The sequence below is a fragment of the Actinoplanes sp. NPDC051494 genome (assembly GCF_044454705.1).
GTDB lineage: Bacteria > Actinomycetota > Actinomycetes > Mycobacteriales > Micromonosporaceae > Actinoplanes.
Genome location: NZ_JBITDZ010000011.1, coordinates 72,810 through 85,704, shown reverse-complemented (window position 1 = coordinate 85,704; position 12,895 = coordinate 72,810). Strand labels below are relative to the sequence as shown.

Here is a 12,895-nt window from a genome sequence, read left to right as displayed (position 1 = left end):
TGAAAACATCCTGCCGGTCCCCGGTCAGGGACGAGCAGCTGTAGATCTCGCCGAACTCAGCGACTCCCCCGCCGCACCCGGCACCCAAGCCTTGCTGCCGCGGCGCCACCGAAGGCCTCGCGCCCCGCCCGACGTTGACCCGCCGAGGACTCAGATCCTCATCGGCGACACCAGCCGCCGCCCCGTCCCCCGACGCCGGCCGGACATCCCCGGCCGCCCGCGCGGGCCCGCCGACACCCACCAGACCGGCAAGCCCGAGACCAACAACCAAACCCACGCGCAGCACGTACGTGTACCGCCTGATCGCCATGCACACTCCCCGTCCGAGGCTCCACATGAGACGCGGAGCGCCCGGATCATGGCACGCACATCAACACCCGGCAATACGTTTCCACCAACACAGAGCAAACAAAAAACCACCCTGAGCAACCACCCCCACCACCCCAACCAGCGACCCAACGCCCGGCATCCGCACAGCCACCGGCAGCAGCACAGCGGCACCGCAACGCAGCGCAGCCGACGACGTATCAGCCCGGTGGCGCAGGCGCCCAACACAATGAAGGCACGGCCGACGGCGGCAGCACGCCGGCCGCCCACGCGGCGGCGCGGCAGCCACGCGATGGCGCGGCGACGCGGCTGGCACAGAGACACGGTCGCGGACGGTATGGCAGGCACGGCGGCCACGCGATGGCATGGCGACGCAGTAGCAGGCGGCATGCCCGGCACGGTGGCACGGCAGCCGCACAGCCAACGGCAGAGGCATGGCGGCGCGGCCGACGGCGTGATGGCGCGGCAGCGCAGCCATGTCTCCGCCGTTGGCCGGCACAGCAGCCGCTGGCGGCGGCCGGTGGCACGACCGGCACGGCAGCGCGGTGACACAACCGGCACAACGGCGTGGTGGCCAGCGGCACGGCCGACGCGGCAGCACGGCCGCGGCGGCGGCGTGGCGACCAGCGGAGCGCGTGGCGGCACGGCCAGCGCCGGACCTACGAGCAGCCCCCGATGCCGTAGGCGAGCCCCCGTAACACCCGATGCCGCAGGCGAGCCCCCGTAACGCCCGATGCCGCAGGCGAGCCCACCCCTAACGCCCGATGCCGCAGGCGAGCCCACCCCAACGCCCGATGCCGCAGGCGAGCCCACCGCACCGTGGGGGCGTCCGGGGGCTCGGCCCCCGGTAGCAGACATAACGAGGCGGCCCCACGCTCGCGCTTTCTGCGAGCATAGGGCCGCCAGGACGACTCGTGGAGGTGCCGGGAATCGAACCCGGGTCCTTCGTTGCTTTGTCAGGGCTTCTCCGAGCGCAGCTCACTGTGCCTTTCTCGGCCCCACCGTTCACGTGAGCAAGATGGTGTGACGGGCCCAGTCGCTGATTAATCTCGCCGTGCGGTCCCCGCGACCGGGACCGGTTGGCCAACCTTCTAGCTGATGCCGGGGTCTAGGCCGAAGGTGTGCCTAGTCCGACAGAGTCGTTACTCGCTCAGGCGGCGAGAACGAACTCAGAGCGCTTAGAATTGGCGCTTATAAATTTCCGACGACCGATTCTCGAGACGACGTCGGCTTCCTCGGCTCGCTTCCCCTGTCTCCACTTACGAAGTCGAAACCAGTCACCCCCTTGTAGGGCCACCACGCGTGGCGGCCACCCCAAGCCTAACCTGTCTCGCCCCAGACTTCATTCCGGTATTCAGCCGATCTTGCAGGGTGTTCCGGCGATGCTGCAGCCGGACGGAGCCACCCGGGCTCTGACCTGCTTGTTCGCTGAAAATCCGAAGGTCGCGGTGGCTCCCGGGGCGAGGGTGCCACCGCTGAAGGTCGCGCCCGTGAGCTGGGCGTTCCAGGTGCTGGTGATGCGCACGCCGGCGTCTGCGGGGTACGTCACATCCACGCTCCAGGACGCTTCCGCGGTGCCGGTGTTGGTCACGGAGACCGTACCGATGAAGCCGGTTTCCCAGGATGCGCTCGTGGTGTAGCGGGCGGCCAGGACCGCGGGCGCGGCGGAGGACGGCGCCGGGGACGACGGGCGGGACGGCGACAGCGATGGGGACGGCGCCGGGGACGACACCGGCTGCGACGGCGTGGGGGTGGTCACGGACGGCGACGCGGACGGCGTACGGGATGAGGAGGGTGACGGCGACGCGGACGTGGAGATCGTCAGTGATGCCGAGGCCGCGGGCGAGGCCGGCGGGGGTGCTGAGAGCTCGACCACCGCGGCCGGCACCACGCTCGTCCCGGTCGACGGCACGACGAGCTGGGGTGAGGCTGCGTGACCGGGGCCTACCGCTCGGACCGCGACCCAGCCGACGAGCAGCACGAGCAGGGTCGCGGCCACGGTGTGGAACGAGTATCGGGGCAGGCGAAGTACACGGACGGAGTGCTTGCCGGGCAACGACGGTCCCTTCGCGGCGTTTTACTGGGCCGCGGGGAGGTTACCCGTCATTCCATGCCTTTGCTACGGCGGCCCATGGCCTTGTTGATCTCTTTGTTGGCGTCCCTGGTGGCGAGGTCCTGACGCTTGTCGTAGGACTTCTTGCCCTTGGCCACGCCGATCTCGACCTTCGCGTACCCGTTCTCGAAGTAGACCTGCAGCGGGACGAGGGTGACGCCGTCGTCGCGGAGCTTGCCCATCATCTTGGCGATCTCCTCGCGGTGCAGGAGGAGTTTGCGGGTGCGGCGCGGCTCGTGGTTGGTCCACGTGCCCTGGGTGTACTCGGGGATGTGCATCCCGTGCAGGAAGATCTCGCCGTTGTTCTCGTGGCCGAACGCGTCGGTGAGCGACGCCCGGCCGGCCCGCAGCGATTTCACCTCGGTGCCGGTGAGCTGCATCCCCGCCTCGTAGGTGCCGAGGATCGTGTAGTCGTGCCGCGCCTTCCGGTTCGAGGACACGACCTTGCGCCCCTGTTCGCGCGGCATGTTCAGCTCCCAAGCAAGAAAGAAGGGTCCGGATGGACCCGTCAATCCTAGCGCCGGGTCAGCACAGACAGCTCGGCAGATATGGCAGCGGACTCGTCGGCTTGCCGCCCAGACGGATCTCGAAGTGCAGGTGGTAACCCGTCGAGGCGCCGGTCGCGCCGACCCGGCCGATGACCTCGCCGCGGCGGACGTACTCGCCCACGGACACCAGGATCCGGGACTGGTGCGCGTAGCAACTGGTCATGTCCCGGCCGTGGTACAGGCAGGTGTAGTTGCCGTAGCCGTCGCTCCATCCGGCCCGGATGACCTCGCCGTCGGCCGCCGCGCGGATGGGTGCCCCGTTGGGTGCCGCGAAGTCGGTGCCCGCGTGCAGCTGCCAGACGTGGTAATACGGGTCGTACCGGGAGCCGAAGTCGCTGCTCTTCCAGCCGTGCACCGGCATCAGGAGCGTGCCACCGTCGTACGTGCCGGTGGTGGTGCCGTTCCGGTCGTCCCAGCCGCGCAGCGCGTTCTGGATCCGGGTCTCCTCCGCCTTGGCCTGCTCGTATTTCGCGAGGACGGCGGCGCGCTGGGACCGGGCCACCCGCAGCGCATCCTTGCGGCTCTGCGCGAGTTCGATCACCGCCGCCCGGGCCTGCACCGCGGCCGCCTGGGCGGCTCGCGCGGCGGCCAGCTTGCCGCTGGCCTCCCGCTCGGCGTCGTCGGCGGCCCGCTTGGCGAGTCCGGCCCGGTCCTGTTCGGTACGCGCGGCCCGGCGCGAGATCATCAGCTCGTCGATGCCGTCCTGCTGCTTCTCCATGACCTGCCCGACGAGGCTGAGCCGGTCCATGGCGTCCTGGGGCCCGCGCGCTCCGACGAGGACGTTGATGGCCGCGAAGTTGCCACCCATGTACGTGGCGGCGGCGATCTCGTCCACCCGTTCCCGGGCCTTGTCGACGTGGCCCTGGGCGACGTCGAAACTCGACGCGGTGATGGCGTACGCGGCCTGGGCGACGTCGGCCTTGTGGCGGGCTGCGGCGGCCTGTGCGGACGCGGCGGCCACGACCCCCCGGGAGGTGGCGACCTTGTCCTGCGCGGCGGGCAGAGCGGCTGTGGCGGCCTCCAGGCGGCGCGCGGCGTTGCGGGCCGTCACGGTGGCGTCCTCGAGGATCGCCTCGGCCCGGTCCGCGGCACGACTGGCCTTCTTCGCGTCGTCGGCCGGATCGGCCCAGGCGCCGCCGGGCGCGGCCAGGGCCGGTGCGGCGAGGCAGAGCACGCTGAGACAGACAGCCAGCGCGGCACGTGCCCGGCTGCGTCGTCGGTGTTGGGACCCCACGAAGAGTCACCGTACTCCGACTCTTCGTGACTATCCGGTTAAATCGCCCAGAAGTACAATCGCCGCGCATCCGTCGTACGGATGCGCGGCGATCGTTCTGTCGAGCTTTAGACCTTGAGGTAGAACCGGAGCGTGATCCACGCCGTGACGGCGCTGACCAGGGCTCCGACACCGGCGAGCAGTGGCAGCATCAGCCACACGTTCCCGTCGGGGATCGGCGTGAGCACGTTCGTCAGTGCCGCCAGCCGCCCGTCGAGCAGCGTCAGCTTGCCGACGAAGATGAACACGAAGCCCAGGATCGCGCCGATCAGGCCGGCGACCACCGCCTCGAGCACGAACGGCGCCTGGATGAACCAGTTGGACGCGCCGACCAGTTTCATGACCGCGACCTCGCGGCGCTTGCTGTAGGCGGCCACCTGAATGGTGTTACCGACCAGCAACAGCGCCGCCAGTGCCATGAAGCCGGCCACCACCAGCGCGAGCACCTGGATCGCGTTGAAGATGTCGAACACCTTCTCGAGCAGCTCGCGCTGGTCGACGATGTCCTGGATGCCCTGCTGATCCTTGATCTGATCGGCGAAGGCCTGATACTCCTCCGGATTCTTCAGCTTGACCCGGAACGACTCGGGCAGGCTGTCCGGGCCGACCGACTTCACGAAGTCGGGCGAGTCCTCCCAGAGGAGCTGGAACTTCTTGAAGGCGTCCTCACGGCTCTCGTAGGACTTCGACTCCACCAGCGGGTTCTCGGCGATCGACTGCTCGATCGAAGCACGCTGCGCCTCGGTGACGTCCTCCCGCAGGAAGATCGAGACCTCGATCTCACCGTAGTAGTAGGTCTTCATCTGGTCGACCTGCATATACATCAGCACGCTGGCGCCGAGCATGGTGAGCGACACCGACAGAGTGATGATCATGGCGACCGTCATCGTGACGTTCCGCCAGAGGCCGACCAGCACCTCGTTGAGGATGTACTTGGCGCGTTGCATCGGGGGTTCCTTCCGGGACTCCGCGTACTTCGATCAGGTTCAGCAGGGGGAGGGCGCGGGGCCCGGACTCAGCCGTAGACGCCGCGGGCCTGGTCGCGGACAATACGTCCGCTCTCGATCTCGATGACCCGGCGGCGCATCTGGTTGACGATGTTGGAGTCGTGCGTGACCATCACGACCGTCGTGCCGGTCCGGTTGATCCGGTCCAGCAGTCGCATGATCTCGATGGACGTGTCGGGGTCCAGGTTGCCGGTGGGCTCGTCGGCCAGCAGGATCAGCGGCCGGTTCACGAACGCCCGGGCCACGGCGACACGCTGCTGCTCACCACCGGAGAGCTCGTGCGGGTAGCGGTGCTCCTTGCCACCCAGGCCGACCAGTTCGAGGACCTCGGGGACGACCCGGCGGGCCACGGCCTTGGTCTTGCCGATGACCTCGAGCGCGAACGCCACGTTCTCGTACGCGGTGCGGTTGGGCAGGAGGCGGAAGTCCTGGAAGACGCAGCCGATCGACCGGCGGAAGTGCGGCACCTTCCACGAGCGCAGCGTGGTGACGTCCTTGGCGTTCACCACGACCTTGCCCCTGGTCGGGCCGACCTCGTGCAGGAGCAGCTTGATGATCGTCGACTTGCCGGACCCGGAGGGACCGATGAAGAAGACGAACTCGCCCTTGTCGATACCGACGCTGACGTCGTCCAACGACGGCCGCGACGCCTTTGGATACGTCTTCGTCACGTTCTCGAGCTGAATCACGGGTGGAGAGTCTACGCGGTGTAACGGAACTGCCAACCCCGGCGGTCACCGTCTTTTGCACACCATCGGCCTATTCCCACACTCGCGGTGAGCGCCGTCTGACTCTTCGTTCAGACGGCGTGTCGCCCGCGTGTTCGGACCGTCACGCCGAGGCGGCGTCGGCGATCTGATTCTGTTTCCGCCAGCGGATGCCGGCCGCGATGAAGTCGTCGATGTGGCCGTCGAAAACCGACGGCGGGTTGCCCGTTTCCTGCTCAGTGCGCAGATCCTTGACCATTTGGTACGGGTGCAGCACGTACGAACGCATCTGATCGCCCCAGGATCCGGTGGTGTCCTGCTTGAGGCCGGCCATCTTGGCCTCCTGCTCCTGGCGCCTGCGTTCGAGCAGCCGGGCCTGCAGCACGCGCATGGCCGAGGCCTTGTTCTGAAGCTGCGATTTCTCGTTCTGACACGTCACCACGATGCCGGTCGGGATGTGCGTGAGACGCACCGCGGAGTCCGTGGTGTTAACGCTCTGTCCACCAGGACCCGACGAACGGTAGACGTCCGTCCGGAGCTCGTTCTCGGGGATGTCGATATGGTCCATGGCCGCCACCACCGGCATCACCTCGACGCTGGCGAAGCTCGTCTGCCGGCGTCCCTGGTTGTCGAACGGGCTGATCCGGACGAGGCGGTGGGTGCCGGACTCGACGCTGAGCGTGCCGAACGCGTAGGGCACCTTCACAGCGAACGTGGCGGACTTGAGACCGGCTTCCTCGGCGTACGAGGTGTCGTAGACCTCGGTGGGGTAGTCGTGGCGCTCAGCCCACCGCAGATACATCCGCAGGAGCTGCTCGGCGAAGTCGGCGGCGTCCACGCCACCCGCGCCGGCCCGGATCGCGACGACCGCCTCACGGGCGTCGTACTCCCCGGAGAGGAGGGTGCGAACCTCCATCTCCTCGATCGCCTTGTGGAGGCTGACGAGCTCGTTGCCCACCTCGGCGACCGAGTCGGCGTCGCCCTCGGCCTCGGCCATCTCGAGAAGCAGGCCGGCGTCGTCGAGCCGGCTGCGCAGCTTCTCCATCCGGCTGATGTCCCCGGCGACGTACGAAAGCTTGGAATTGACGTCCTGGGCGCGGGCCTGGTCGTCCCAGAGGTCGGGAGCGGAGGCCTGCTCCTCGAGGTCCGCACGCTCCCGGCGCAGCTTGTCGAGGTCGAGGACGTTCTCGATGTTGCGGAGGGTGGCGTCGAGGGCCTTGAGCTGGTCAGGAAAGTCGGGTGCACTCACAACTATCGAGAATACGCCGCCCGGCCACCTGTGCGGCCGGGCGGCACTTCATCACTCCGCCGGTGCGGCCTTGAGCCAGGTCAGGGCCGCCTTGTGATAGGCCACCGCGAACTCCAGCGCCGCGGCACCGTACTGATCGCCGGCCTTCTTGGCCTCCTTGGCCTGCTCACGCGCCATGGCCAGAGCCTCCGAGTGATACTCGTTGGCCCCGGTGTAGAGCGTCTTCAGCTGGCCACCCGCGTGCTGCTCGCCGAAGGCGACCCGCAACGCGATCGGGTTGCGGATCGCATCCCGGCCGGGAGCCTCGGCGAGCCACTTGCTGAAAGCGCGCTTGCCGGAGGCGGTGATGGCGTAGGGCTGGCTGGACCGTGGTCCGGGCTTGCCGAGTCGGACGTATCCCAGTTCGGCCAGGACCGGAAGTTCGCGGTAGACCTGGCTCCGCGTCATCGACCAGTAAGGCCCGAGACGGCGTTCGGCAGCCGCCATCAGCTGTCCGCCGGTCATCGGCCCGTCGTGGAGCAGACCGAGCAGAGCGGCAGCCGTAGGGTTGATTTGAGAGTCGGGCATGCCTTCTAAGCTGCCACTTTGTCGCTGCGGCGTCCAGGATTTCGCCCGATCCGTCCAATTTGCGTCTCCACATACGACTGTCCCGCACAGACAGTCCGACCACGAGGGTCGTGACCGGGCGTTTTGCCGTTGAGGATGACTCCCGGCGGGTAGAATGGAGCGCGAAATCGGTCAGACGGCGCTCGAAGTCCGGAACCGCGTCAAACTCCGCAGAATCACGGTCCCAATTTTCTGAACAAACGACTTTAGGGACAATCAGCCCATATGGGGATACCGCCAGGATGTCGGTGGCGACGATGGAGCCGGTGAGCGCACAGGGCGCGGCCGGCTCCGCCTGAACCACCGCGTCCTCGAAGCAACCGTCCTCGTAGGCTCCACCAGCCTCGGGTACGTCCGGTAGCGCTCGATGTCGCTCCCCACAGGCGCATCGCGAAGCTGGGCGCCCATCCCGGCATTCTCCCACCAGGAAGTGCCCTCACCAGGCGCGTTATCCTGTGGCCCATGAGGAAACCGAGAGGCATCATCCTGGCCTCGGTGGGCCTTCTGTGGGCGGCCGGGATGCTCTGGTCGTCCCGATACTCGATCACCAGCCAGGCCGACGCCGAGATCGAGGTGACCTCCACGGCGTACGCGATGCCCGGCGCGGTCTCCGCCATGCTCGTCGCCGGTGCCGCCGCCGCGCTGGCCGTGCTCACCCTGGTCACCGGCGCCGGCCGCGCCGTCAGCACGACCGTCCGGTTCGTCATCACCACCGGTGTCGGCCTGATCATCGGCGGCCTCGGCGCCGTCTCCATCATCACCATCAACACCGACGGCTGGATCTACGCCGTGGTCGGTGGCACGGTGGCCGCCGCCGCGACGATCGGCGGCGCGCTCGCCGGCTTCCAGCAGGCCCGCGTCATCGCCGCCGTCTGCTGGGCCGCGATCGCCGTGTTCCTCGTCGGCGTGGTGCTGGCGTTCCTGCAGGACGACCTGCTCCCGGTGTTCGGCGCCGGCGAGAGCGCGGCGTCCCAGGCCGACGCGGCCGCCTACTGGGGCTACGCGCAGGGCCTGCTCGGCGGCCTGGTCGCCGGGCTCATCACGTTCCGCCTGCTGCGCCGCGCCGTGAAACGCGACGGCACGGTGCTGCGCTGGCCGTTCTACGCCCTCGCGGGCGGTGGGCCGGGCCTGCTGCTCGTGATCGGCGAGGTGCTGACGCGTACGGCCGGCGCCCGCGTGCTGGACCTCGCCGGCCGGGTCAGCGTGCTCGACACCAGCATCCAGCAGATGCTGAGCACCACCCGCCTCAACAACGCCCTGATGGTGCTGTTCGTGGGCGCGTTCACCGCGATGGTCGCGTTCGGCCGCACCCTCGGCACGCCGGCCGACGAGGATCCCGCCCCGGTCCGCCGGCCACAACGCGCCCTGGTCCCCCCGAAGCGGCAGGAGGACCCGGACGAGATCGAGCAGGCGGCCCGGGCCGACTGACGGCTCAGATCAGCTGGTCGACCTCGTCCGGCGCGTACCACTCGAGCTCGTGGTCCTCGGCACTGTCGACCGTGAACTGAGCATCCTCGTCCCCGGCCAGCGCCTGCTCCACGACCTCCACGGCGGCCGTGACGGACTCCTCCGCGCCGGCACTGTCCACGTGGATCGCGGCCAGGTGCTTCACCGTGATCGGCTGCGCCAGCGTGACATCGCTGGACCCCAGCTCGGCCGGCTCCCGCACCAGGGCGGACGCCATCACATCGGCGGACAGCACCACCCGGCGCCGCGGTGCCTTGGGGTCGTGCCGCAGCAACTGCAGGGCGGCCTGCGCGGCCCGGGTGAACGCCACATACTCGAGCTCTTCCTCGTCGCCCTCCGCATACCACTCCCGCAACGCGGGTGTGACGGCATGCGCGTAGACCGGCCCGTCACCCAGCTGCCCGGACTCCTTGAGCACGGCCAGCAACGGCACAGTCGCCGGCACATAGACCCGGACCCGCTCGGTGATCGCCACTGTCTCCCCTATCTCGTCAACAACCGCAACCCACCACGGTAGTCGCCGAGCCCTTCGCCAGCTCGAAGCCTTCCCGCTCCCAGTACTCCACGCCGCCGATCATCTCCCGGACGGAATACCCGAGCTCGGCGAAAGCCAGCGCGGCCTTGGTCGCACCATTGCAACCCGGACCCCAGCAGTAGGTGACAACAGGCACGCCCGGATCGACCACCTCGGCGGCCCGGGTCGCGATCTCCGCCGTCGGAAGGTGGACGGCGCCCGGGATGTGCCCCTGGTCCCATGCCTCCCGCGACCGCGAATCGACCAGGACAAAACTCCCCGGCGCCGAGGCCTGCACATCGGCGACATCGGTCTGGGTGGCCAGGCGCTCCGCAAAAATCTCCACAGCTGTTCTCATGCCCACAACGCTAGGTGCCAGCTTCAGAGCCAGACAGACCACAACCATGGTGTACGGGTACCTGAGCCGCCAAAATCACGGTAACTTGCGGCAATGACCGTGGATCCCGCGCTCGACCGCACCGACTGGCAACTCCTCTCCGAACTCCAGCGCGACGGCCGAGCCAGCTTCGCCGACCTGGCCCGCGCGGTTTCCATGTCCCCGAGCGCGGTAACCGAAAGAGTCCGCCGCCTGGAAGAGACCGGGGTGATCGCCGGCTACCGGGCCACCATCGACCCGGACCGCGTCGGCCTGACCGTCATGGCGTTCGTCCGCCTCAAATACCCGACCGGCAACTACAAGCCGTTCCACGCCCTGCTGGACACCACGCCCGAGGTCATCGAGGCCCACCACGTGACCGGCGAGGACTGCTTCATCCTCAAGGTGCTGACCCGCTCCATGCGTCACCTGGAGGAGGTCACCGGCCGGCTAGCGGGCCTGGGCGCGGTGACGACGAGCGTGGTCTACTCCAGTCCGCTGACCGGAAGGTCCCTGGCGCCCGAGCTCCCGTAGGCAAACAATGGCAAACTGAAGACTCCCGGCCCGGACGGAGGATCATGGAGCCCCGATTCCTGCTGCTGTCCGACGTGGCAGCCGAACTCAACGTCTCCGACTCCCAGGTCTACCACCTGGTCCGAAGCGGAGACCTCCCCGCCATCAAGATCGGCGGGCGGGGCCAATGGCGGGTCGAGCGAGCCAAACTCGAGGATTACATCAAACAGAAGTACACGGAGACGGCAGCCTGGGTCGAGGAGAACCCCCTCGTCGAAGGCCGCCCCCATCCCGAAAACCCCCTCTGACAGCCAGCCCGCCCAACCCACCCTGGCCTGCACCTCCCGGCCCTGCACCTCCCGGCCGTCTCGGCTTACGCATCCCGGACCATCTCGTCCGGCGCCCCCGTAGCCTGGCCTGCGCACCCGCACGCGCACCCACCCTGGCCGGCCCCACCCGGCCTGCATTCTGCGGCCCACCCAGTGCCCGGCCCACCCAGTGCCCGGCCCACCCAGTGCCCGGCCCACCCCATGCCCGGCCCACCCCATGCCCGGCCTACGTTGCCGGTCAACCCTGCCCGGCCCACCGACTCAGCCCACGCTGATCAGCCCGTCACCGGCTGCACGCTCTGACCTGTGTCCCCGGCCCGCCCGGCTTCAGCCCACGCCTTGGCTCACGTGACCCGGCACCGTGACCATCCCGGCCACCCGGTTTGACCTGGCCACACACCACCTGCCACTCCCCACCGGCCGATTGCTGCCGCACCTCGACCGGGTTGTTTCGTCTTCCCGGGCCGCCCGATGACCACCGTGAAAAGTTATCCACCGAGTTATCCACAGGCTCGGAAGGTGGCATTGACCGAGTGCAATCTGATCAGGAGACTCCTTGTCGTAGGCAAACGTAGGTAAACCGAAGGATCGGGGTGCAGCGTGTCGACAGTTGAGCTGACAGAGCAGGATCCGCAACCGGCGATCAGGCTCCGGCGTGTGCTCCACAGCGACCCGCCCTACGACGACGGCCGGCAGTCGGCTATCGACGATTTCCCACCAGACTGGGCGCCCCGGGCCCTCGCCACCCATCCGCTGAACCGGCCCGACGCGAGCCACCACGGCCAGCCCGCCCAGCACAGCCAGCCCAGCGACCCTGCCAACCACGGCCAGCCCGGCCGGCCCGGCCACCACGGTCAGCCCGGCCACCACGACCAGCCCGGCCACCACGGTCAGCCCGGCCACCACGACCAGCCCGGCCACCACGACCAGCCCGGCCACCACGGTCAGCCCGGCCACCACGGCCACCATGACCAGCCCGACCAGCATGGCCACCACGGCCACCATGACCAGCCCGACCAGCATGGCCCCGACCGATTGCGGCAGCGGGAAGCCGGCGCGCCCAACCGGACAGCCCACCCATCTCGCCTGGCCACAATTGACCAGCGGAAGCCGGCAAGCCCGGCCACAATGCCGAACCCACAAACAGCCAGCCCACAGACAGCCAGCCCGCGGACAGCCGGCCCACAGACAGCCAGCCCACAGACAGCCGGCCCGCGGACAGCCGACCCGCGGACGACGACGACCCCGGCCCGAACGACGACTGTCCCCCGGGCCGGGGTGGACACGGCGGCAGGATGCCGGGTGGGAAGCCCTCCGACGGTGGCCGGGCCGGGGAGCGCCGCCAGCTCAGATTCTGGGCTTCGCACCGGCTCGGCGGCCTCAAGATCCCGTACGGCGCATGCGGGTCGAACCGCGACCAGGGTGCGGACCGTGCGGGGTCCGCGGCAGGACCGTCATTCCGAGGCCGAGTTCGCCGTCCGGCGGTTTCTGAATCCTTGCATCGAGGTTCTGAACGGGTTCCGGCCCGCGGCGCACCTCCGGAAGCTGGCTCAGCCCCGCGACGCCGCCCTGCTGGTCTCGCAGGCGCTGGCCGCCGCTCAGAAGCTGGCCCGGACGCGGCGTGATTCTCCGCAGGCTTCCCGTCTTCGCGTTCCGCCGCCCGCGGTGATGGTCGCGATGAGTTTCTGCGAGCCCCGGCCGGGTGTCATCGAGGCCGCGGCGGTGCTGGCCACGCCGGACAAGACGTGGGCTCTGCCGTTCCGGCTGGAATGTCACGGTAACCGCTGGCTGGCCGTCACGCTGCATCTGCTCTGATCCACGACCACGACTCACCCCCGGGGCGTCCGGTGAGCAGTAGAGGCGGCG

15 protein-coding genes and 1 other RNA gene are annotated in these 12,895 nt (G+C 68.9%); 5 read left to right on the top strand and 11 right to left on the bottom strand.

Going from position 1 to position 12,895, the window contains the following annotated elements; genetic code table 11:
- Positions 1-1,239: 1,239 nt before the first annotated feature.
- Both ssrA and ACIA6A_RS31555 read right to left on the bottom strand, forming a co-directional pair.
- Positions 1,240-1,612: a transfer-messenger RNA gene (ssrA, locus tag ACIA6A_RS31560) on the bottom strand.
- Positions 1,613-1,681: 69 nt separating this feature from the next.
- Positions 1,682-2,086: a cellulose binding domain-containing protein gene (locus ACIA6A_RS31555; protein WP_396101607.1), complete on the bottom strand. Its 405-nt coding sequence runs from the start codon at positions 2,084-2,086 to the stop codon at positions 1,682-1,684.
- On the opposite strand from ACIA6A_RS31555, the gene ACIA6A_RS31550 reads away from it, so the two are divergent.
- Positions 2,073-2,264: a hypothetical protein gene (locus tag ACIA6A_RS31550; RefSeq protein ID WP_396101606.1), complete on the top strand. Its 192-nt coding sequence runs from the start codon at positions 2,073-2,075 to the stop codon at positions 2,262-2,264. The genes ACIA6A_RS31555 and ACIA6A_RS31550 overlap by 14 nt on opposite strands.
- A gap of 166 nt (positions 2,265-2,430) precedes the next feature.
- Here ACIA6A_RS31550 and smpB read toward each other — a convergent pair whose 3' ends face one another.
- The 6 genes from smpB to ACIA6A_RS31520 form a co-directional block, all read right to left on the bottom strand.
- Entirely contained in the window at positions 2,431-2,907 is a 477-nt protein-coding gene (smpB, locus tag ACIA6A_RS31545) for an SsrA-binding protein SmpB (RefSeq protein ID WP_396101605.1), read from the bottom strand.
- Between the two features lie 58 nt (positions 2,908-2,965).
- Positions 2,966-4,222 (bottom strand): M23 family metallopeptidase, encoded by a 1,257-nt coding sequence (locus ACIA6A_RS31540; RefSeq protein ID WP_396101604.1) that lies wholly within the window; start codon positions 4,220-4,222, stop codon positions 2,966-2,968.
- Between the two features lie 107 nt (positions 4,223-4,329).
- Entirely contained in the window at positions 4,330-5,208 is an 879-nt protein-coding gene (gene ftsX, locus ACIA6A_RS31535) for a permease-like cell division protein FtsX (protein ID WP_396101603.1), read from the bottom strand.
- A 68-nt stretch (positions 5,209-5,276) separates the two neighbouring features.
- Positions 5,277-5,957 (bottom strand): cell division ATP-binding protein FtsE, encoded by a 681-nt coding sequence (ftsE, locus tag ACIA6A_RS31530; RefSeq protein ID WP_396101602.1) that lies wholly within the window; start codon positions 5,955-5,957, stop codon positions 5,277-5,279.
- A gap of 142 nt (positions 5,958-6,099) precedes the next feature.
- Positions 6,100-7,224 (bottom strand): peptide chain release factor 2, encoded by a 1,125-nt coding sequence (gene prfB, locus ACIA6A_RS31525; RefSeq protein WP_396101601.1) that lies wholly within the window; start codon positions 7,222-7,224, stop codon positions 6,100-6,102.
- Between the two features lie 51 nt (positions 7,225-7,275).
- Positions 7,276-7,791: a PadR family transcriptional regulator gene (locus tag ACIA6A_RS31520; protein WP_396101600.1), complete on the bottom strand. Its 516-nt coding sequence runs from the start codon at positions 7,789-7,791 to the stop codon at positions 7,276-7,278.
- 501 nt (positions 7,792-8,292) lie between these two features.
- Between ACIA6A_RS31520 and ACIA6A_RS31515 the strand changes: the two genes are divergently transcribed.
- The gene (locus ACIA6A_RS31515; protein WP_396101599.1) at positions 8,293-9,258 is read left to right on the top strand and encodes a hypothetical protein; all 966 of its coding nucleotides are present in this window, start codon (positions 8,293-8,295) and stop codon (positions 9,256-9,258) included.
- 4 nt (positions 9,259-9,262) lie between these two features.
- On the opposite strand, the gene ACIA6A_RS31510 is transcribed toward ACIA6A_RS31515, so the two are convergent.
- Together ACIA6A_RS31510 and ACIA6A_RS31505 are read right to left on the bottom strand one after the other, a co-directional pair.
- Positions 9,263-9,772 carry a DUF6912 family protein gene (locus ACIA6A_RS31510; protein WP_396101598.1) on the bottom strand — a complete coding sequence of 170 codons (510 nt, stop codon included), beginning with the start codon at positions 9,770-9,772 and terminating at the stop codon, positions 9,263-9,265.
- Between the two features lie 16 nt (positions 9,773-9,788).
- Positions 9,789-10,169, bottom strand: a complete 381-nt coding sequence (locus ACIA6A_RS31505; RefSeq protein ID WP_396101597.1) for a rhodanese-like domain-containing protein — start codon at positions 10,167-10,169, stop codon at positions 9,789-9,791.
- Between the two features lie 93 nt (positions 10,170-10,262).
- Between ACIA6A_RS31505 and ACIA6A_RS31500 the strand changes: the two genes are divergently transcribed.
- Both ACIA6A_RS31500 and ACIA6A_RS31495 read left to right on the top strand, forming a co-directional pair.
- Positions 10,263-10,721 (top strand): Lrp/AsnC family transcriptional regulator, encoded by a 459-nt coding sequence (locus ACIA6A_RS31500; protein WP_396101596.1) that lies wholly within the window; start codon positions 10,263-10,265, stop codon positions 10,719-10,721.
- A 41-nt stretch (positions 10,722-10,762) separates the two neighbouring features.
- Positions 10,763-11,008, top strand: a complete 246-nt coding sequence (locus ACIA6A_RS31495; RefSeq protein ID WP_396101853.1) for a helix-turn-helix transcriptional regulator — start codon at positions 10,763-10,765, stop codon at positions 11,006-11,008.
- A gap of 348 nt (positions 11,009-11,356) precedes the next feature.
- Here ACIA6A_RS31495 and ACIA6A_RS31490 read toward each other — a convergent pair whose 3' ends face one another.
- Positions 11,357-12,052, bottom strand: a complete 696-nt coding sequence (locus tag ACIA6A_RS31490; protein ID WP_396101595.1) for a hypothetical protein — start codon at positions 12,050-12,052, stop codon at positions 11,357-11,359.
- 408 nt (positions 12,053-12,460) lie between these two features.
- On the opposite strand from ACIA6A_RS31490, the gene ACIA6A_RS31485 reads away from it, so the two are divergent.
- On the top strand, positions 12,461-12,844 hold the full coding sequence (locus tag ACIA6A_RS31485; RefSeq protein WP_396101594.1) for an Rv3235 family protein: 384 nt from the start codon (positions 12,461-12,463) through the stop codon (positions 12,842-12,844).
- Positions 12,845-12,895: the final 51 nt, after the last annotated feature.